Origin of the sequence: Saccharopolyspora gregorii, from assembly GCF_024734405.1 — a bacterium.
Taxonomy (GTDB): domain Bacteria; phylum Actinomycetota; class Actinomycetes; order Mycobacteriales; family Pseudonocardiaceae; genus Saccharopolyspora_C; species Saccharopolyspora_C gregorii.
This window is the reverse complement of sequence record NZ_CP059556.1, coordinates 4,445,087-4,464,160: the sequence shown is the minus strand read 5'-3', so window position 1 is coordinate 4,464,160 and position 19,074 is coordinate 4,445,087. Positions and strand designations below refer to the sequence as shown.

Here is a 19,074-nt window from a genome sequence, read left to right as displayed (position 1 = left end):
CCCGGACACGACGAAGGCCGAGGACATCGCGTCCTCGGCCTTTCGTCGCCTTCGAGCGGTGATCACTCGGCGCGGAGGTTGGCCTCGATCTCCAGGGTGATCTTGACCTTCTCACCCAGCATGGCGCCGCCCTCGGGGCCGACGCCGAAGTCGGTGCGGTTGATCGTGGTGGAGGCGGAGATGCCGAGCAGGGTGCCGCCCTGGCCGTTGTCGGTGAAGCCGCCGAGCTCGGCCGCCAGCGACACCGGCTTGGTCACGCCGTGCAGGGTGAACTCGCCGTCGATGACGTAGTCGCTGCCGTCCTGGCGGATGCCGGTGGAGCGGAAGCCCGCCTTCGGGAACTTCTCGACGTCGAGGAAGTCGCTGTTGCGCACGTGCGCGTCCCGGTCGCCGTTGCCGGTGTTGATCGTGGCCGGGTCGATGTCCGCGGTCACCGAGGAGTCCAGCGGGTTCTCGGCGGTCACGATCTCGCCGCTGAAGCCGTCGAAGCGGCCGCGGGAGCGCCCGACGCCCAGGTGGCGCAGGGTGAACTCGATGTCGGAGTGCACGCTGTCGATGTCCCAGGTGCCGACGACGTAACCGGGGATCGTGGTGGCAGTGCTCATTGGCCTTCTCCTGAACGCTGGTGCGGGGGTCTTGCTGTCCCGTCAACGGTGTTGAACTTTCAACCATTCCGTCTGTGACCGAGTTCACCGCGGTGTGGCGGCTCGCCTGCCGACCGATCAGCGCCTCGGCTACGGATACGCTGCCAGGTGAACGAGCACCGTGGATTCGGTGCGCTAGGCGGCTGGCGGAACAGGCGATGCTCAACATCTTCGCGCGGGCTTCGATCTCCCGCTGGACGCACCCGATCGGCGCAGCGCTGGTCCGGGCGGGGCTCACACCGAACGCCGTCACCGTCATCGGCACGGTCGCCAGCGTCGCCTCCGCGCTGTGGTTCTTCCCCCGTGGCGAGCTGTTCACCGGCACCGTCGTGGTCACCGTGTTCCTGCTGTTCGACGTGCTCGACGGGGCGATGGCCCGCGCGGGCGGCGGGTCCTCCACGTTCGGCGGCGTGCTCGACGCCGGCTGCGACCGCATCGCCGACGGCGCCCTGTTCGGGGCGCTGGTGTGGTGGGCGCTGGTCGTGGCCGGGGACCGGCCGCTCGGCGCCGGGTTGCTGCTGTGCCTGGTGGGCGCGCAGGTCACCTCGTACGTGAAGGCCCGCGCCGAGGCCAACGGGCTCAGCGCCGACGGCGGTCTCGCCGAACGGGCCGAGCGGTTCGTGCTCGTGCTGGTCGGCACCGGGCTGCACGGACTGGGCGTGCCCTACGTGCTGGACGTGGCGGTGTGGCTGCTCGTGGTGCTCTCCGCGCTCACCGTCCTGCAGCGCCTGCGCGCGGCGGCCCGCTCCGCTCAGGCGGGCACGAGCTCTTCGTAGCGAGCTCCCCGGCGACGAACAGCCCGCCGTCTGGCGCGGCTGCCTGACCGCGTGGGGCCTGGCTCAGTTGCGGGCGCGCGACATCGCGGCCAGGCTCCGCTGCGGCCAGGCTCCGCTGCGGCCAGGGCAAGATCGCGCACATGGAGAGCATGCGGAACGCGATCAGCGGACCGGACCTGGAGATCATGCTCCCGTTCCTCGGCGTCCCGGCCGAGCGGATCGACTGGTACCTCCGGCTGGCCGAGGTCGCTGAGCAGAAGGGCTGGTGGGACGGGAACCAGGCCATCCCCGAGTGGTTCTCCCTCTACGTCGGCCTCGAATGGGGCGCGAGCGAGATCCGCGAGTGGGACCTCGGCTTCGTCCCGGGGATCTTGCAGACGCGGGGGTACGCGGACGCGGTGCTGCGGGATGGCTCGTCAGCCCCCAAATCTCATCTGGAGAAGCAGGCAGAGGCGCGACTGAGGCGAAGAGACGTGTTGGCCAGGGACGGTGAGCGGCTGGCCCTGCACGCGATCATCGATGAGTCGGCGCTCCGCCGGGAGGTCGGTTCCCCGGAAGTGATGTTCGAGCAAGTCGAGGAACTGGCGAAACTCTGCACGACTCCGCAGGTGACCTTGCAGGTCATGGCTTTGGGTGGCGGTCCTCATCGAGGGCAGCTCGGCTCGTTTCACCTGGTTGACTTCGCGAACGCCGATGACCCCGGAGTCGTTTACGTGGAGAACCAGTCGGGCGGTAGTTGCCTCGAAGAACCTGATGTCGTGGAGGTCTTCCGCCATGTGTTCGACGAGCTGACAATGAAGGCGTTGTCGATCAGCGAGACCGAAGCGTTCTTACGGAGACTGGCAAAGGACTTCGCATGACATCGTGGCACCTTCCGGCCGCATCGAACTTGGGTGGCGTGGTCTGGCGGAAGAGCAGCTACAGCGGTCAGGGCGGTGGCGCGTGCGTTGAACTGGCCTCGGTTCGGTCCGCCGTCGGCGTTCGGGACTCGAAGGACCCCGACGGCCCCGCGCTGCTGTTCGGGCGCTCGGCGTGGGCCGCGTTCGTGCGGGGTCTGTGAGGGGCGCCGACGCGGGTGCGGGAACCGTCGGTGCCGCTGGTTAGGCTGCTCGCCGCGAGTGCTCGATCAAGCGGAGGTGCGGCGTGGTGGCTTCGACGGACGACGCGGTCTACGACGTCCGCATCCGGGCATGGGCGAGCGGGCAGTTCGACTGGTTCCCGCTCGCGTCGGCGGTTCCCGCCGAAACCGTGGAGATCTTCCGAAAGACCGCCGCCTGGGACGTCGAGGCGGCCGAAGCCGAGTCCGCCGCCGACCCGGTCCCGCCGGTCACGCACCCGATCACCGAGGCCGACGAGTACGCGGTGTGGATGCGCTACCCGTCCTCCGGCGGCAAGGTCCCGTGGGGCCTGATCGCCGACCACCTCACCCCGGAGCAGGCCGCCGCCTACGTCCGCAACCCGCAGACCCAGCTCAACGTCCAGCCCGCCGCCGACCGCACCGAACCGGCCCCGGTCGAGGACGACGGCGAGCTCGACCCGGAACCCGCGGCCGGCTGAACCGGCACCGCTGAACCGGCTCGGGCTCCACCGGCTCGTCGCGCCGGTTCCGGGAAACCGGGAGTCAGGTGGGCATCGGGTCGTAGCGCTCGAAGCGTCGGGTGAAGGTGGCGCTGCCCGAGCTCAGCGAGCGCACGTTGATCGAATAGCGGGCGAGTTCGCTGGCCGGGACGTGCGCGCGCACCACCGTCCAGCCGGTGTCCTCCGGCTCGGTGCCGACGACCTTGCCGCGGCGGCTGGACAGGTCCCCGAGGATCACGCCGAGGTGCTCGTCCGGGATGGACACCGCGACAGCGTCCACCGGTTCCAGCGTGACCAGCCCGGCCTGCTCGGCGGCGCCGCGCAGCGCCAGGGCGCCCGCGGTCTGGAAGGCGGCGTCCGAGGAGTCGACGCTGTGCGCCTTGCCGTCCACCAGCGTCACCTTCAGGTCCACCAGCGGCAGGCCGTCCTCCAGGCCGCGCTCCACCTGCGCCCGGACGCCCTTCTCGACGCTGGCGATGAACTGCTTCGGGATCGCGCCGCCCACCACCCGGTCGGCGAACTCGATGCCGGAACCGCGCGGTGCGGGCTCCACCTCGATGTCGCACACCGCGAACTGGCCGTGCCCGCCGGACTGCTTCTTGTGGCTGCCGTGGCCCTTCGCCGCCTGCCGGAACGTCTGGCGCAGCGGTACCCGCAGCGGCTCGGTGTCGATCTCCGCGCCGCCGTCGCGGAGGCGTTGCAGCACGACGTCGGCGTGCGCCTCGCCGGTGCACCACAGCACCAGCTGGTGCGTCTCGCCGTCCCGCTGCAACCGCAGGCTCGGATCGGCGGCGACCAGCCGGTTCAGGTTCCGCGCCAACGCGTCCTCGTCGCTGCGGGTGCGCGCGACGACCGCGACCGGCAGCAGCGGATCCGGCATCGGCCACGGCGACAGCAGCAGCGGGCTCCCCGGGTCGGACAGGGTGTCGCCGGTCTCGGCCGAACCGAGCTTCGTCAGCGCGCACAGGTCGCCGGCCACGCAGCGCGGGACCCCGCGCAGCCCCGAGCCGAGCGGGGAGTACAGGTGCGCGACCCGCTCGTCCTCGTCGTGGTCCGGGTGCCCGCGCTCGGCCATGCCGTGCCCGGACACGTGCACCGCCCGCTCCGGCAGCACCGTCCCGGAGAACACCCTGGCCAGCGACACCCGGCCCACGTAGGAGTCCACCGAGGTGTGCACGACCTCCGCGACCAGCGGGCCCGCCGGATCGGCGGGCAGCTCCCGCGGGTTCCCGCCGTGCGGGTCAGTGACCTGCACCGAGGGATGCTCCAGCGGGGACGGGAAACCGCGCACCACGCCGTCCAGCAGCTCGGGCAGGCCCAGCTCGGTGGCCGCGCACACCGGAAGCACCGGGTGCAGGCCGCCGCGCGCGACCGCCGTCTCCAGGTCGCGGATCAGCACCGGCTCCTCGATGCGCTCGCCCGCGACGTAGCGGTCCATCAGCGACTCGTCCTCGCTCTCGGCGATGATCGCCTCGATCAGCTCGGCCCGTTCCCGCTCGCAGTCCCGCGCCGCGCCGGTGCCCGAGACGGTGCCGGTGAGCACCCCGGCCAGGCCGGTGGTGCCGCCGTCGGGCCCGCGCAGCGGCAGGTGCAGCGGCAGCACCCCGGCCCCGAACGCTTCCCGGCAGGACTCCAGCGCGGTGGCCGGATCGGCCCGGTGCTGGTCCAGCCGGGACAGCACCACCGCGCGCGGCATCCGCACCCGGGCGCACTCCTGCCAGATGGCGCGGGTCGCCGCGTCCACGCCCTCTTCGGCGGACACCACGAACAGGGCCGCGTCCGCCGCCCGCAGGCCCGCGCGCAGCTCCCCGACGAAATCGGCGTAGCCGGGGGTGTCGATCAGGTTGATCTTGTGCCCGTCGTGGTCCAGCGGCGCCACCGACAGCGCCACCGAGCGCTGCTGCTCGACGGCCGCGCTGTCGTGGTCGCACACGGTGGTCCCGTCCACCACCGAACCGGAGCGCGGGATGGTGCCGGTCGTCGCCAGCAGTGCCTCCACCAGCGTCGTCTTGCCCGCCGCGGACGGCCCCACCAGGACCACGTTGCGGATCCCGCTCGGATCGGTGGGGGCGGGCGCCGCCTGCACCCCCGGAGCGTTCTGCTTGCTGCCCATCGCTGCCCCCTCGGACGTCGTTGTGTCCCCGATCACACACCCGGGTGACGTTGCGTGCAATGCCGTTCACCGGCGCCGATCGCGAAGTGGACTACTGAGAACAGGGGTAAGTGGACCGTGGAAGTGGTCCAGTTGCGGCCTAGCGTCGGAGGGGAGAGCGCGGCACGCCGCCGCGCCGGACCCCCGAGGGAAGGCAGACCGTGACCGACACCGCAGCCACCGCCCAGGCCACCGGCACCGACGGAGTGAAGCGCGGCATGGCGGAGATGCTCAAAGGCGGGGTGATCATGGACGTGGTGACCCCGGAGCAGGCGAAGATCGCCGAAGCCGCCGGGGCCGTCGCCGTGATGGCCCTGGAGCGGGTCCCGGCCGACATCCGCGCCCAGGGCGGCGTCGCCCGCATGTCCGACCCGGACATGATCGAGGGCATCGTCGACGCCGTCTCCATCCCCGTGATGGCCAAGGCCCGCATCGGCCACTTCGTCGAAGCCCAGGTGCTGCAGTCCCTCGGCGTCGACTACATCGACGAGTCCGAGGTGCTCACCCCCGCCGACGAGGCGCTGCACATCGACAAGTGGAACTTCACCGTCCCGTTCGTCTGCGGCGCCACCAACCTCGGCGAGGCCTTGCGCCGCATCGCCGAGGGCGCCGCCATGATCCGATCCAAGGGCGAGGCCGGCACCGGCAACGTCGTCGAGGCCACCCGGCACATGCGCTCCATCCGCGCCGAGATCCGCAGGCTCGGACAGCTCGACGGGGAGGAGCTGTACGCGGCGGCGAAGGAGCTGCGCGCCCCGGTCGCCCTGGTCAAGGAGGTCGCGGCCGCCGGGAAGCTCCCGGTCGTGCTGTTCACCGCGGGTGGGCTCGCCACCCCGGCGGACGCGGCGATGATGCGCCAGCTCGGCGCCGAAGGCGTCTTCGTCGGCTCCGGCATCTTCAAGTCCGGCGACCCGGCCAAGCGCGCCGAGGCGATCGTGAAGGCGACGACCTTCTACGACGACCCGGACGTGATCGCGAAGGTGTCCCGCGGGCTCGGCGAGGCGATGGTCGGCCTCAACGTCGACTCCCTCCCGGCGGACCAGCGCTACGCCCAGCGCGGCTGGTGACGCGGCCCCGGACCAGGTGAACGGCCCATTCGACCGGGCAGCGCGGTCGAGTGGGCCGCTCGCGCGGTCGGAGGAGGCGGGCGCCTCGCCGGAGCGCAGGTGGGCGGCCCATCAGGTCGGGGCCGGTCGAGCGGCCCCGCCGAACTCAGGAACGGAGAACTCGTGATGGATGGTGCGGCGGCTCCCGTCATCGGCGTGCTCGCCCTGCAGGGCGGCGTCGCCGAACACCTCGGCGCCCTCGACCGCAGCGGCGCGGTCGCCAAACCCGTGCGCAGGCCCGAGGAACTCGCGGACCTGCACGGCATCGTGCTGCCCGGCGGGGAATCGACGACCACGAGCCGGTTGTTGCACTCCTTCGAGCTGTTCGAACCGCTGCGGCAGCGGATCGCCGACGGCCTGCCCGCCTACGGTTCCTGCGCCGGCATGGTGCTGCTGGCCGGTGAGGTGCTGGGCGGTGCCGAAGCGGGCATCACGCCGCTCGGCGCGCTCGACATGACCGTGCGCCGCAACGCGTTCGGCAGGCAGGTCGATTCGTTCGAGGCCGACCTCGACTTCGCCGGGGTCGACGGCCCGGTGCACGCGGTGTTCATCCGCGCCCCGTGGGTGGAGCGCATCGGCCCGCAGGTGCGGGTGCTGGCCGAGGTCACCCCGCGCGCATCAGACGACCCGGCCGCCGCCGGTAGGATCGTCGCGGTTCAGCAGGGGCGCGTGCTCGCCACCAGCTTCCACCCGGAACTGGTCCACGGCGACGAGCGCGTGCACCGGCATTTCGTGCAGACCGTTCGCGCAGGCTGAAGGCCCCGGGTCTCGCCTGCGACGGCGTGGAAAGACGGAGGAAAGATGAGCGGCCACTCCAAGTGGGCCACCACCAAGCACAAGAAGGCCGCCGTCGACGCCAAGCGCGGCAAGCTCTTCGCGAAGCTCATCAAGAACGTGGAGGTCGCGGCGCGGACCGGCGGGGGAGACCCGGACGGCAACCCGACCCTCTACGACGCCATGCAGAAGGCGCGCAAGAACTCGGTGCCGGTCGACAACATCGAGCGCGCCCGCAAGCGCGGTGGCGGCGAAGAGGCCGGCGGCGCCGACTGGCAGACCCTGATGTACGAGGGCTACGGCCCGAACGGCGTCGCGGTGCTGGTCGAGTGCCTCACCGACAACAAGAACCGCGCCGCGGGCGAGGTCCGCACCGCGATGACCCGCAACGGCGGTTCGATGGCCGACGCGGGCTCGGTGTCGTACATGTTCTCCCGGCGCGGCGTGCTGATCGTGCCGAAGAACGGGCTCACCGAGGACGACGTGCTCGGCGCGGTGCTGGAGGCGGGTGCCGAGGAGGTCAACGACCTCGGCGAGAGCTTCGAGGTGCTGTGCGAGCCGACCGACCTGGTCGAGGTCCGCAAGGCGGTGCAGGCGGCCGAGATCGAGTACGACTCCTCGGAGCTGAGCTTCCTGGCCTCGGTGAACGTCCCGCTGGACGCGGAGGGCGCGCGCAAGGTCTTCAAGCTGATCGACGCGCTGGAGGACTGCGACGACGTGCAGAACGTCTACGCCAACTTCGACGCCTCCGACGAGGTCATGGCGGAGCTGAACGCCTGATCGGCGCGCGGGACGCGCCGGCACCCGGCGGCGCGGCCCGCGCCACCGGTCCCCGGGGCTCCCCCGATCGGATGAGAATCGGCAGAATGGCGCCCGTGGCGGAGACGGAAGAGCAGCTGCGGCAGTGGTTGGTGGACACCGCGGAGCGGCACGGCGCCGCCGTGGTGCACGTGGCGGCGGACGACAGCGGCGCCGCCCACGCGTTCTCCGTCGGGGCGTGGCGACGCTTCGGCAAACCCGAGGTCGTGGTGATCGGCCTGCCCCGGGACGTGGCGCAGGCGGTGGTGGACACCTACGTCGCGCGGGTCTCCGGCGGCGAGCGGTTCAGCCCCGGGCAGCTGTACGCGGGATTCCTGGAGGGCTGCCCGGTCACCTTCGAGCGGATCGCGAAGCGGCACTACCCGGAGTACCTGGGCAGCGCGTTCGCCGTCTACAAGGGAGCGGACTTCCCGGCGGTGCAGCTGATCGTCGCCGCGCCGGACGGCACCTTTCCGTGGCAACCGGACGCGCCCGGCGGGTTCGCCGAGTACCAGCCGGTGCTGACCGAGAGCGGCGCCCCGGAGCGGTGGACGCCCGGCGTCGACGGCCCGTGACCGCGGGGGCGGTGCGGCGCGCGGCGCGCGGACGGGTGATCATCGGGTGTGTCGTGCCGGGTGCGGGGCCGCGCGGGCGCTAGAGTGTCGAACGGGTGTTCCCGGGTGAGCTGAAGGCCGAGGAGGAAGTCGTGCGCGTGCTGGGAGTCGACCCCGGGCTGACCCGCTGCGGGATCGGCGTGGTGGACGGCGGCCGGAACCGGCACATCTCCTGCGTCGCCGTCGGCGTCGTGCGCACCCCGCCCGGTGACGAGCTGCCCATGCGGCTCAAGGCGGTCGCCGACGCCGTCGAGCAGTGGATGGACGCGCACCAGCCCGAGGTGGTGGCCATCGAGCGGGTGTTCAGCCAGCACAACGTGCGCTCGGTGATGGGCACCGCGCAGGCCTCCGGGGTGGTGGCGCTGGCCGCCGCCCGCCGCGGGCTGCCGGTCGCGTTCCACACGCCGAGCGAGGTCAAGGCCGCCATCAGCGGCTCCGGTCGCGCGGACAAGCGGCAGGTGACGCTCATGGTCACCAAGGTCCTCGGGCTCAGCGAAGCACCCCGGCCCGCCGACGCCGCCGACGCGCTCGCCCTCGCCGTCTGCCACCTGTGGCGGGCGCCGATGAGCTCGCGGCTGGCCGCGGCGGAGGCGAAGGCCGCGGAACTGGCCAAGGCGCACCGGCAACGGCTGCGGGACGCGCGGCGTCCCCCGGCAGGCAGAGGAGACCTCACAGGATGATCGCTTCGGTACGCGGGCCGGTGCTCTCGATCGGGCTGGACCACGCCGTGATCGACGTGGGCGGCCTCGGGCACGCCGTGCACGCCACGCCCGCCACGCTCGCGGGGCTGCGCCGCGGCGAGGAGGTGCTGCTGGCGACGACGCTCGTCGTGCGGGAGGACTCGCTGACCCTGTACGGCTTCGCCGACCCGGAGGCGCGCGACCTGTTCGTGCTGCTGCAGACCGCGTCCGGGGTGGGGCCGCGGCTGGCGCTGGCGACGCTGGCGGTGCTCTCGCCGGACCAGCTGTGCCACGCGCTCGCGGACGGCAACCTCACCACGCTCACCCAGGTGCCCGGCATCGGGAAGAAGAGCGCCGAGCGGCTGATCCTGGAGCTGCGGGACAAGGTCGGCACCCTCGCCGGGAACGGCTCCGGCGAGCTGCCCGGCGCCCCGGACCGCGGCCGGGTCCGCACCGAGGTCGCCGAAGCGCTGGTGGGCCTCGGGTTCTCCGCGAAGCAGGCCGAGCAGAGCGTGGAAGCCGTGCTCGCCGCCGACGGCGCGCCCGCCGACACCTCCGCCGTGCTGCGCAAGGCGCTGGCCGCGCTGGGCCCGCGATGAGCGCTCCGCACGAGGACGAGGACCCGCACGCGGGACTCCTGCCCGGCCAGCTCCCGGCCCGGCAGGCGCTGCCCGGCGAGGCGCCGCTGGACCCGCAGCAGGAACCGGCCGAGCAGGACGTGGAGAGCACGCTGCGCCCGCGCAGGCTCAGCGAGTTCGTCGGCCAGCCCCGCGTGCGCGAGCAGCTGCAACTGGTGCTGCACGGCGCGCTCAACCGCCGCGAGCAGCCCGACCACGTGCTGTTCTCCGGCCCGCCCGGGCTCGGCAAGACCAGCCTCGCGATGATCATGGCGGCGGAGCTGGGCTCCGCGATCCGGGTGACCTCGGGGCCCGCGCTGGAACGGCCCGGCGACCTGGCGGCGATGCTGTCGAACCTCGCCGAGGGCGATGTGCTGTTCATCGACGAGATCCACCGCATCGCCCGCCCCGCCGAGGAGATGCTGTACCTGGCGATGGAGGACTACCGGGTCGACGTCGTGGTCGGCAAGGGCCCGGGCGCGACCAGCATCCCGCTGGAGATCGCGCCGTTCACGCTGGTCGGCGCCACCACCCGGTCCGGGACGCTGACCGGCCCGCTGCGGGACCGGTTCGGGTTCACCGCGCACATGGAGTTCTACTCGCCCGCCGAGCTGGAGCTGGTGGTGCGCCGCTCCGCCGGGATCCTCGGCGTGGACCTGCGCCCGGACGGTGCCGTCGAGATCGCCCGCCGCTCCCGGGGGACGCCCCGCATCGCGAACCGGCTGCTGCGCCGGGTCCGCGACTACGCGGAGGTGCGCGCCGACGGCGCGGTCACGCTGGAGGTGGCGCGGTCCGCGCTGGAGGTCTACGACGTGGACGAGTTCGGCCTGGACCGGCTGGACCGCGCGGTGCTCTCGGCGCTGGTGCGCTCCTTCCACGGCGGTCCGGTCGGGATCACCACCATCGCCGTCGCGGTGGGGGAGGAGCCGAGCACGGTCGAGGAGGTCTGCGAGCCGTACCTGGTGCGCGCGGGGATGCTCGCCCGCACCTCGCGCGGCCGGGTCGCGACCGTCGCCGCCTGGCAGCACGTGGGCCTGACCCCGCCGCCGCACGCGCCGGGCGAATCGCAGGCCGTGCTGTTCGAGTAGCGGCCGCCGCGGGGCGGTTCCGGCGGCAGGTGGGCTGTGAGACCGGCCACCCCGCGGGCGATAGGCTGCGCGGCGTCGACGGCCCCGATGGCCGCCGCCGAAGCCCGGTTCGGCCCGCGTGGCCAGTGGGCGGCGGCGCGCCCATCGACACGGCTGGCACACTGGAAGCGCTACATCCGAACAATTCGGGCGCCCCGGCTGGTGGTCGGGCGAATCCCACGGCGTCCGCCGAAACGGAGCATGATGTCTTTCGAATCCTTGTTTCTGCCGCTGCTGATCGTGCTGCTGGCCGTGCCGATGTTCTTGCAGGCGCGCAAGCAGAAGCGGGCCGTGCAGGAGCAGCAGAAGCTGCAGAACTCGCTGACCGCGGGTGACCGGGTGATGACGACCTCCGGGCTGTTCGGCACCGTGGTGTCCAGCGCGGACGACAGCATCGACCTGGAGATCGCGCCGGGCGTCGTCACCACCTGGGTGCGTGCCGCCGTCCGCGAGAAGGTCACCACCGAGGAGGCCGCCGAGGCCCCCGCGACCGAGCAGGACGAGGCCGCCCCGGCGGCCGAGGCGAAGGAGGCCGAGGGCGAGCAGAAGGACGCCACCGACGCGACCTCCGAGTCCTCCGCGCAGATCGCCGAGCCGATCGAGAAGCAGAAGACCAGCTGAATCCGGTACGGCCGGTGACCGCACCGGCCTGGCCGCCGCGTTCCCGGACCGGCCCGACCGCGGGCTGTCCGGCGGAGCCGTCGAGTCGCCGCCCACGCCAGGCGGCGACTCCGGCCCGCCGCGCGCCCCGGCTCAGCCGCGGGACGCCAGCCCGCCGCGCGCCCCGGCGCAGCCGCGCGCACCTCCCCGGCACGCCCGCGTTCCGCCGAGCGGCCGAAGCGGACCTCCGCCGAGCACCGGCGTGGCGGGTTTACGAACCGCGCCGAACTCCGCCGGATCCGCCGGTCCGCGCCCGACTCGGGCGATATCCCCAGTTCGCGGCCCCGCGCGGCCGCCCCTCGCGTCCGTCCGCACCACCCGCCTGGCAGACTGGTCGCGGGCCTTCCCAGATCGTGCGGCGTGCTCGTGCTGTTCGGGCGCGTACTGTGATCAACGGCCGTTCCGGGGACACCTGGAGCGGCCGATCATCCGGGGCATCAGATCGCGGGCGCTCCGCCCTGCGCGTGCCGATGTCCCGCCCGCATTCCGTAGACAGTGGACAGGAGACCGACGCACCGTGGCACCTCCGGCCGGGCAGATCCGCCCAGGGCGTTACCTCGCGATCTTCGCGCTGATCGTCGTGGCGTTGTACGGATTGGTATTCCTCACCGGCGATCAGAAGCCCGACCCGAAGCTGGGCATCGATCTCCAGGGCGGCACCCGGGTGACGCTCACCGCGCGCACCCCGGACGGCCGGCCGCCGACGCAGGAGTCGCTGGCCCAGGCGCGCCAGATCATCGAGACCCGCGTCAACGGCATGGGCATCAGCGGTTCCGAGGTGAACCTCGACGGCTCCAACCTGGTGATCACCGTGCCCGGTGAGGGCGGCGACCAGGCCAAGCAGCTCGGCCAGACCGCGGAGCTGAGCTTCCGCAAGGTCGTGCCGAACATGGTGGCGCCCGCGCAGGCCCCGCCGCCGCAGCCTGGCCAGCCCTCCGGCACCGCCCCGCAGGGCGCCCACGCCCAGCAGCCCGCCGACCCCGAAGCCCAGCAGGCGGCGATCGAAGAGGCGAAGAAGACCCGGCAGAGCACCGACCCGAACGTGCAGATGGAGGCGCTCGGAGCGCTGGACTGCAACGTCGAGGACCCGTTGCGCGGCAACGCCGACCCGAAGCTCCCGCTGGTCGCCTGCGACCAGCAGAAGGCGCAGAAGTACGTGCTGGAGCCGGTGTTCATGGAAGGCACCGACATCGCCAACGCGGCGGCGCAGCCGCCGAACCAGCAGGAGCCGAACTGGACGGTGAGCCTGGACTTCACCGGTGACGGCGGCAAGCGCTGGGCGGACTTCACCTCCGCCAACGTCGGCCAGCAGGCCGCGTTCGTGCTCGACGGCGAGGTCGTCTCCGCACCGCGGATCAACGAGGCGCTGCTCGGCGGCAACGCCTCCATCAGCGGCGACTTCAACCAGCAGACCGCGACGGACCTGGCCGACGTGCTCAAGTACGGCTCGCTGCCGCTGGCGTTCGACCAGTCCGAGGCCGAGACGGTGTCCGCGACGATGGGCGTGGCCGCGCTGGAAGCCGGTCTGATCGCCGGTGGCATCGGGCTGTTCCTGGTCGCGGTGTACTGCCTCGCCTACTACCGGCTGCTCGGGGTGCTCACGGTGCTGTCGCTGGTGCTCTCCGGCGGCATCGTCTACGGCGTGCTCGTGCTGCTCGGGCGGTGGATCGGCTTCACCCTCGACCTGGCGGGCATCGCCGGGTTCATCGTGGCGATCGGCATCACCGCCGACTCGTTCATCGTGTTCTTCGAACGGCTCAAGGACGAGATCCGCGAGGGCCGGACCTTCCGCTCCGCGGTGCCCAGGGCGTGGACCCGGGCGCGGCGCACCATCCTGTCCGCCGACGCGGTGAGCTTCCTGGCCGCGGCCGTGCTCTACGTGCTCGCGGTCGGCCAGGTGAAGGGCTTCGCGTTCACCCTCGGCATGTCGACGGTGCTCGACCTCGTCGTGGTGTTCCTGGTGACGCACCCGCTGGTGGCGCTGGCGTCGAAGAACAAGTTCCTGTCCAAGCCCTCGGTGTCCGGCCTCGGCGCGACGCAGCGCTACGCCGCCCAGCAGCGCTCCGCGCGCTCCCGGGGTGCTTCCAGCGCGAAGGAGGCCTGACGGTGGTCATCCACAGCACCGCCGGCGACGGCGGAAACCGGCGCGCGAGCGTCTTCGAACGCCTCTACATCGGCAACGGCGCCTTCGACATCGTCGGCAAGCGCATGCGCTGGTACGTGTCCCTCGGGCTGCTGGTGCTGGTGTGCATCGGCGCGATGGGCCTCAAGGGCTTCAACCTGGGCATCGACTTCGAGGGCGGCACCAAGCTGCAGGTCCCGGCCGTCGGCGCGCAGGGCCCGATCAGCGAGGACCAGGTGCAGGAGGCGTTCACCGAAGCGCTCGGGCACCCGGCCGAGACGGTGCAGCTGGTGGGCACCGCGAACAGCCAGACCATCCAGGTCCGAACCGAGTCGCTGAACACCGCGCAGGTCTCCGAGGTCAAGGAGACGATGTTCCAGCGGCTCCAGCCGCTGGGCGCCGACGGCGAGCCGAGCCCGGCCGCGGTCAGCGACAGCGCGGTCAGCGGCACCTGGGGCGGGGAGATCACCCAGCAGGCGCTGCTGGCGCTGGGCGTGTTCCTGGTGCTGGTGACGGTGTTCCTCGCGTTCTACTTCGAGCGCTGGATGGCGGTGGCGGCGCTGATCGCGCTGCTGCACGACGTGGTGGTCACCGCGGGCATCTACGCGCTCACCGGCTTCGAGGTCACGCCGAGCACGGTGATCGGCCTGCTCACGATCCTCGGGTTCTCGCTGTACGACACGGTCGTGGTGTTCGACAAGGTGAAGGAGAACACCCGCGGGCTGCTCGGCCTGACCCGCCGCAGCTATCCGGAGGCCGCGAACCTCGCGGTGAACCAGACGCTGATGCGCTCCATCAACACCTCGGTGATCGCGCTGCTGCCGGTGATCGGCCTGCTCGTGGTCGGCGCCTGGCTGCTGGGCGTGGGCGTGCTGCGGGACCTGGCGCTGGTGCAGCTGGTCGGCATGATCGCCGGTGTGGTGTCGTCGATCTTCCTGGCGACGCCGCTGCTGGTGGACTTCAAGATGCGGGACCGCCGGTACCGGCAGCAGGCGGCGAAGGTCGCCCAGCGGCGGGAGCGCGGTTCCGCGAAGGAGACCGGCGAGCCGGCGGACGAGCAGGCCGAGGAGAGCTCGGAGCGGACCCTGGCCGGCGCGTCCAGCGCCGCGGGCAAGCGCTCCGACGCCCCGCAGAACCGGCGGCGGCCCGCGGGCAAGTCCAGCCGCCCGACCGGGAAGAAGCGGCGCTGATGGCGGGATCGGACGGCGTGCGGGTGCTGCACCCCGCGCTGGAGCAGGCGGCGCGGCTGATCCGCGAGGTCCCGGACTTCCCGGAGCCCGGGATCCTGTTCCGCGACATCAGCCCGCTGCTGGCCGACGGGGAGGCGTTCGCGGCGGTCGTGACCGCGCTCGGTGACGGCCTGGAGTTCGACGTGGTGGCCGGAGTGGAAGCACGCGGCTTCCTGCTCGGTGCCGCCGTCGCGCACGCGCGCGGCACCGGGGTCGTGGGTTTGCGGAAGCCGGGCAAGCTGCCGGAGGTCGCCGACCGCGTGGACTACCAGCTGGAATACGGCTCGGCGAGCCTGGAGCTCCCGGCGGCCACCATCAGTGCTGGTCAGCGGGTTCTCGTGGTGGACGACGTGCTGGCCACCGGCGGCACGCTGCGCGCGGCCTGCGAGCTGCTCGGCCGCGCCGGCGCGAAGGTGGTGGCCTCGTCCGTGGTGCTGGAGCTCACTGCGCTCGGCGGCCGGGACCGGATGGATTCGGACGTGCAGGCGCTGCTGGCGGTGTGAGGATCTTCGGCCCGGCTGATCGGTCCTGGTGAAGTTTTCCCGTCGACTCGAAGCTGAGAGTGACCGTTCAACGTTTCGGGGGACGGCCGGGGAAGGGTGATAGCCCGAACGGCGTTATTCTCGATGCCCGGGTCGTGACCACTTCAAGATCCGGGTGCAACGTCCCCTCCATGCCCGGGAGCGCGCGGTGAGCCAAGACGTCGAGTCTCCTGCCCCAGCAGCAACCGAGCAGGTGCGTCCCGCCTCGGCGACCAGGCGGGTGCGCGCCCGCTTGGCCAGACGGATCACGGCGCAGCGCGCCGCGGAGGTCAAGCAAGTGCTCGAACCGCTGGCCGCGGTGCACCGCGAGCTGCACCCGCACGCGGATCTGGCGCTGCTGCAGCGGGCCTACGACGTGGCCGAGGACAAGCACAGCCACCAACGCCGCAAATCGGGTGACCCGTACATCACCCATCCGCTGGCCGTCGCCACCATCCTGGGTGAGCTGGGCATGGACACCACGACGCTGGTGGCGGCGCTGCTGCACGACACGGTCGAGGACACCGACTACTCGGTGGAGCACCTCAGCGCGGACTTCGGCGACGAGGTGTCGCACCTGGTCGACGGCGTCACGAAGCTGGACAAGGTGAAGCTCGGCGCTGCCGCCGAGGCCGAGACCATCCGCAAGATGATCATCGCGATGGCCCGCGACCCCCGCGTCCTCGTGATCAAGCTGGCCGACCGGCTGCACAACATGCGCACCATGCGCTTCCTGCCGCCGGAGAAGCAGGCCCGCAAGGCCCGCGAAACCCTCGAAGTGCTCGCGCCGCTCGCGCACCGGCTGGGCATGGCCACCATCAAGTGGGAGCTGGAGGACCTGGCCTTCGCCATCCTGCAGCCGAAGAAGTACGACGAGATCGTGCGGCTCGTCGCCAACCGCGCCCCGTCCCGGGACACCTACCTGCGCACCGTCACCGACGAGCTCTCCGGGCAGCTGGAGACCGCGCGGCTGGCCGCGAAGGTCGAAGGGCGCCCGAAGCACTACTACTCGATCCACCAGAAGATGATCGTCCGCGGCCGCGACTTCGACGACATCCACGACCTGGTGGGCGTGCGGATCCTCGTCGACGAGGTGCGCGACTGCTACGCCGCGATGGGCGTGGTGCACGCGCTGTGGCAGCCGATGCCCGGCCGGTTCAAGGACTACATCGCCCAGCCCCGCTTCGGCGTCTACCAGTCGCTGCACACCACCGTCATCGGCCCCGAGGGCAAGCCGCTGGAAGTGCAGATCCGCACCAGCGAGATGCACCGCACCGCCGAGTACGGCATCGCCGCGCACTGGCGCTACAAGGAGACGAAGGGCCGCAACGGCAGCGGCGGGCAGGCCGGCGTCGAGGTCGACGACATGGCCTGGATGCGCCAGCTGCTGGACTGGCAGCGGGAGGCCGCCGACCCGGGCGAGTTCCTGGAATCGCTGCGCTACGACCTCGCCACCCGCGAGATCTTCGTGTTCACCCCCAAGGGCGATGTGATCACGTTGCCGTCCGGGTCGACGCCGGTCGACTTCGCCTACGCGGTGCACACCGAGGTGGGGCACCGCTGCATCGGCTCCCGCGTCAACGGCCGGCTGGTCGCGCTGGAGCGGAAGCTGGAGAACGGCGAGGTCGTCGAGATCTTCACCTCCAAGGCGGAGGGCTCTGGCCCCAGCCGGGACTGGCTGTCGTTCGTCGCCTCGCCGCGGGCCAAGGCGAAGATCAAGCAGTGGTTCGCGAAGGAACGCCGCGAAGAGGCCATCGAGCACGGCAAGGAGGCGATCACCAAGGAGATCCGGCGGCTCGGGCTCCCGGTGCAGCGCCTCGTCACCGCCGACTCCATCGCCGCCGTCGCCCGCGAACTGCACTACGTGGACGTCACCGCGCTGTACGCGGCGGTGGGGGAGCGGCAGGTCTCCGCGCACCACCTGGTGCAGCGGCTCGTCGCGCTGATCGGCGGCGTGGAGCAGGCCGAGGACGAGATCGCCGAGCGCTCCACCCCGTCCACCGTGCAGCAGCGCCGCCGCAGCACCGGCGACTCCGGGGTCGTGGTCAAGGACGCCGGGGACGTGTGGTCCAAGCTCGCCCGCTGCTGCACCCCCGTGCCGGGCGACGAGATCCTGGGCTTCGTCACCCGTGGCGGCGGGGTCAGCGTGCACCGCACCGACTGCACCAACGCCGACGACCTGCGCAAGTCGCCGGAGCGGCTGGTCGAGGTGTACTGGGCGCCGTCCTCGTCCTCGGTGTTCCTGGTGGCCATCCAGGTGGAGGCGCTGGACCGGCACCGGCTGCTGTCCGACGTGACGAAGGTGCTCGCCGACGAGCGGGTGAACATCCTGTCCGCCTCCGTCACCACCTCGAAGGACCGGGTCGCGGTGAGCCGGTTCTCGTTCGAGATGGGCGACCCGAAGCACCTCGGCCACGTGCTCAAGGCGGTGCGCAACATCGAAGGCGTCTACGACGTCTACCGGGTCACCTCGGCGGCGTGAAGGTCAGGCCGTGATGTCGATCCGGTCGTAGCCGCGGAGGGCGAAGGCGGCCGAGCGGCGGGGGCGCTCCAGCAGGGCGAAATCGGGGAAGCGGGCGGCGAACTCGGCCAGCACCACCCCGATCTCCAGCCGGGCCAGCGGTGCGCCCAGGCAGTAGTGCATCCCGATGCCCAGCGCCAGGTGCGGGTTCGGCGCGCGGGTCAGGTCCAGCTCGTCCGGTGCCGCGAACGCGGCCGGGTCCCGGTTCGCCGCGCCCAGCAGCACCACGACCTTCTCGCCCGCCTCGACGCGGGTCCCGGCCAGCTCCACCGGGCGCACCGCGGTGCGCCCGAACAACTGGTTCGGGGTGTCGTGGCGCAGCAGCTCGTCCACGGCGGTGGCGACCGCGTCCGGCCCGAGCCCGCGGAACAGGCGCCACTGCGCGGGCCGGTCGTGCAGCGCGACGACGGCGTTCCCGATGCCGTTCACGCTGGCCTCGTGCCCGGCCATCAGCAGCAGCGCGCACGTCGCCACCAGCTCGTCGCGGTCCAGCGCGCCGGTGCCGACGAGCGCGCTGAACGGGTCGTCGCCGGGGTGCGCACGGCGGTGCTCGACGTGCTCGGTGACGCGGTCGCGGAACTCGCCGGCGGCCAGCTCGGCGTCCCGGCGGCCCGTGTCGTCCAGCTCCGGCTCGTACATCCGCACGATGCGGTTCGACCAGTTCCGCAGCAGTGCGCCCTCGGCCGGCGGGAAGCCGAGCAGCGCGGCGATCACGTCCACCGGCACCGGCCCGGCCAGCGCGGACATCAGCTCGGCGCGGCCGTGCTCGTCGACCTCCGCGCGCAGCCGGTCCAGGCGCGGGCGGACGAGCTCGGTGACGGTGGTGCGCATCGCGGCCACGGCGCGGCGGTGGAACAGCGGGGCGACGGCGGCGCGCAGCCTGCCGTGCAGCCGCTCGTTCTCCAGCATGCTCAGCCGGTGCAGCGCGTTGAACGCCTCGAACTCCTCCAGCGGAACCCGGTCCACCCACACCCGCCGCAGGTCGCGGTGGCGCAGCACCGCCGAGCACAGCTCGTGCGAGACGGCGACGTGCGCGCCCCACGCCTCGTGCCGGTGCAGCGCACCGCCCGCGCGCAAGGCGTGGAACACCGGGTACGGGTCCGCGACGAAACCGGGATCGGCCGGGTCCAGCGCCGCCACGTCGATCACCTGCGC

The 19,074-nt window shown here is 72.2% G+C and carries 19 protein-coding genes; 16 read left to right on the top strand and 3 right to left on the bottom strand.

What is annotated here, in order from left to right; genetic code table 11:
* Positions 1 to 62: 62 nt before the first annotated feature.
* Entirely contained in the window at positions 63 to 605 is a 543-nt protein-coding gene (locus tag H1226_RS19395; RefSeq protein ID WP_224956204.1) for a YceI family protein, read from the bottom strand.
* Positions 606 to 802: 197 nt separating this feature from the next.
* Here H1226_RS19395 and pgsA point away from each other — a divergent pair, with 197 nt between their 5' ends.
* The 4 genes from pgsA (at position 803) to H1226_RS19375 (ending at position 2,977) form a co-directional block, all read left to right on the top strand.
* Positions 803 to 1,420, top strand: a complete 618-nt coding sequence (gene pgsA, locus H1226_RS19390) for a phosphatidylinositol phosphate synthase (protein WP_258341971.1) — start codon at positions 803 to 805, stop codon at positions 1,418 to 1,420.
* Positions 1,421 to 1,560: 140 nt separating this feature from the next.
* The gene (locus tag H1226_RS19385; protein WP_258341970.1) at positions 1,561 to 2,280 is read left to right on the top strand and encodes a DUF5753 domain-containing protein; all 720 of its coding nucleotides are present in this window, start codon (positions 1,561 to 1,563) and stop codon (positions 2,278 to 2,280) included.
* 38 nt (positions 2,281 to 2,318) lie between these two features.
* Positions 2,319 to 2,480: a DUF397 domain-containing protein gene (locus tag H1226_RS19380; protein WP_373689965.1), complete on the top strand. Its 162-nt coding sequence runs from the start codon at positions 2,319 to 2,321 to the stop codon at positions 2,478 to 2,480.
* Between the two features lie 86 nt (positions 2,481 to 2,566).
* Positions 2,567 to 2,977: a hypothetical protein gene (locus H1226_RS19375; protein ID WP_258341968.1), complete on the top strand. Its 411-nt coding sequence runs from the start codon at positions 2,567 to 2,569 to the stop codon at positions 2,975 to 2,977.
* A gap of 64 nt (positions 2,978 to 3,041) precedes the next feature.
* Here H1226_RS19375 and H1226_RS19370 read toward each other — a convergent pair whose 3' ends face one another.
* Positions 3,042 to 5,111: an elongation factor G-like protein EF-G2 gene (locus H1226_RS19370; protein ID WP_258341967.1), complete on the bottom strand. Its 2,070-nt coding sequence runs from the start codon at positions 5,109 to 5,111 to the stop codon at positions 3,042 to 3,044.
* Positions 5,112 to 5,311: 200 nt separating this feature from the next.
* On the opposite strand from H1226_RS19370, the gene pdxS reads away from it, so the two are divergent.
* From pdxS to H1226_RS19310, 12 genes are all read left to right on the top strand, one after another.
* The gene (gene pdxS, locus H1226_RS19365) at positions 5,312 to 6,217 is read left to right on the top strand and encodes a pyridoxal 5'-phosphate synthase lyase subunit PdxS (RefSeq protein WP_258341966.1); all 906 of its coding nucleotides are present in this window, start codon (positions 5,312 to 5,314) and stop codon (positions 6,215 to 6,217) included.
* A gap of 165 nt (positions 6,218 to 6,382) precedes the next feature.
* The gene (gene pdxT / locus H1226_RS19360; RefSeq protein ID WP_258349459.1) at positions 6,383 to 7,012 is read left to right on the top strand and encodes a pyridoxal 5'-phosphate synthase glutaminase subunit PdxT; all 630 of its coding nucleotides are present in this window, start codon (positions 6,383 to 6,385) and stop codon (positions 7,010 to 7,012) included.
* 45 nt (positions 7,013 to 7,057) lie between these two features.
* Positions 7,058 to 7,810: a YebC/PmpR family DNA-binding transcriptional regulator gene (locus H1226_RS19355; RefSeq protein WP_258341965.1), complete on the top strand. Its 753-nt coding sequence runs from the start codon at positions 7,058 to 7,060 to the stop codon at positions 7,808 to 7,810.
* An 86-nt stretch (positions 7,811 to 7,896) separates the two neighbouring features.
* On the top strand, positions 7,897 to 8,403 hold the full coding sequence (locus tag H1226_RS19350) for a DUF4262 domain-containing protein (protein ID WP_224956194.1): 507 nt from the start codon (positions 7,897 to 7,899) through the stop codon (positions 8,401 to 8,403).
* 131 nt (positions 8,404 to 8,534) lie between these two features.
* Entirely contained in the window at positions 8,535 to 9,122 is a 588-nt protein-coding gene (ruvC, locus tag H1226_RS19345; protein ID WP_258341964.1) for a crossover junction endodeoxyribonuclease RuvC, read from the top strand.
* Positions 9,119 to 9,721: a Holliday junction branch migration protein RuvA gene (gene ruvA / locus H1226_RS19340; RefSeq protein WP_258341963.1), complete on the top strand. Its 603-nt coding sequence runs from the start codon at positions 9,119 to 9,121 to the stop codon at positions 9,719 to 9,721. Before ruvC ends, ruvA begins: the two co-directional genes overlap by 4 nt.
* Positions 9,718 to 10,827 carry a Holliday junction branch migration DNA helicase RuvB gene (ruvB, locus tag H1226_RS19335; protein WP_224956191.1) on the top strand — a complete coding sequence of 370 codons (1,110 nt, stop codon included), beginning with the start codon at positions 9,718 to 9,720 and terminating at the stop codon, positions 10,825 to 10,827. The genes ruvA and ruvB overlap by 4 nt, the downstream gene beginning before the upstream one ends.
* A gap of 243 nt (positions 10,828 to 11,070) precedes the next feature.
* Positions 11,071 to 11,487, top strand: a complete 417-nt coding sequence (yajC, locus tag H1226_RS19330; protein ID WP_258349458.1) for a preprotein translocase subunit YajC — start codon at positions 11,071 to 11,073, stop codon at positions 11,485 to 11,487.
* Between the two features lie 556 nt (positions 11,488 to 12,043).
* On the top strand, positions 12,044 to 13,630 hold the full coding sequence (gene secD / locus H1226_RS19325) for a protein translocase subunit SecD (protein ID WP_258341962.1): 1,587 nt from the start codon (positions 12,044 to 12,046) through the stop codon (positions 13,628 to 13,630).
* Positions 13,627 to 14,838 (top strand): protein translocase subunit SecF, encoded by a 1,212-nt coding sequence (gene secF, locus H1226_RS19320; RefSeq protein ID WP_258349457.1) that lies wholly within the window; start codon positions 13,627 to 13,629, stop codon positions 14,836 to 14,838. Before secD ends, secF begins: the two co-directional genes overlap by 4 nt.
* Positions 14,838 to 15,380, top strand: a complete 543-nt coding sequence (locus H1226_RS19315; protein ID WP_224957012.1) for an adenine phosphoribosyltransferase — start codon at positions 14,838 to 14,840, stop codon at positions 15,378 to 15,380. Before secF ends, H1226_RS19315 begins: the two co-directional genes overlap by 1 nt.
* Before the next feature lie 187 nt (positions 15,381 to 15,567).
* A complete protein-coding gene (locus tag H1226_RS19310) occupies positions 15,568 to 17,880 on the top strand; it encodes a RelA/SpoT family protein (protein ID WP_224957011.1) in 2,313 nt (770 codons plus the stop codon).
* Positions 17,881 to 17,883: 3 nt separating this feature from the next.
* Here the strand turns inward: H1226_RS19310 and H1226_RS19305 are convergent, their stop codons facing one another.
* Positions 17,884 to 19,068, bottom strand: coding sequence for a cytochrome P450 (locus H1226_RS19305; protein WP_258341961.1), 1,185 nt, complete (start codon positions 19,066 to 19,068; stop codon positions 17,884 to 17,886).
* Between the last annotated feature and the right edge of the window lie 6 nt (positions 19,069 to 19,074).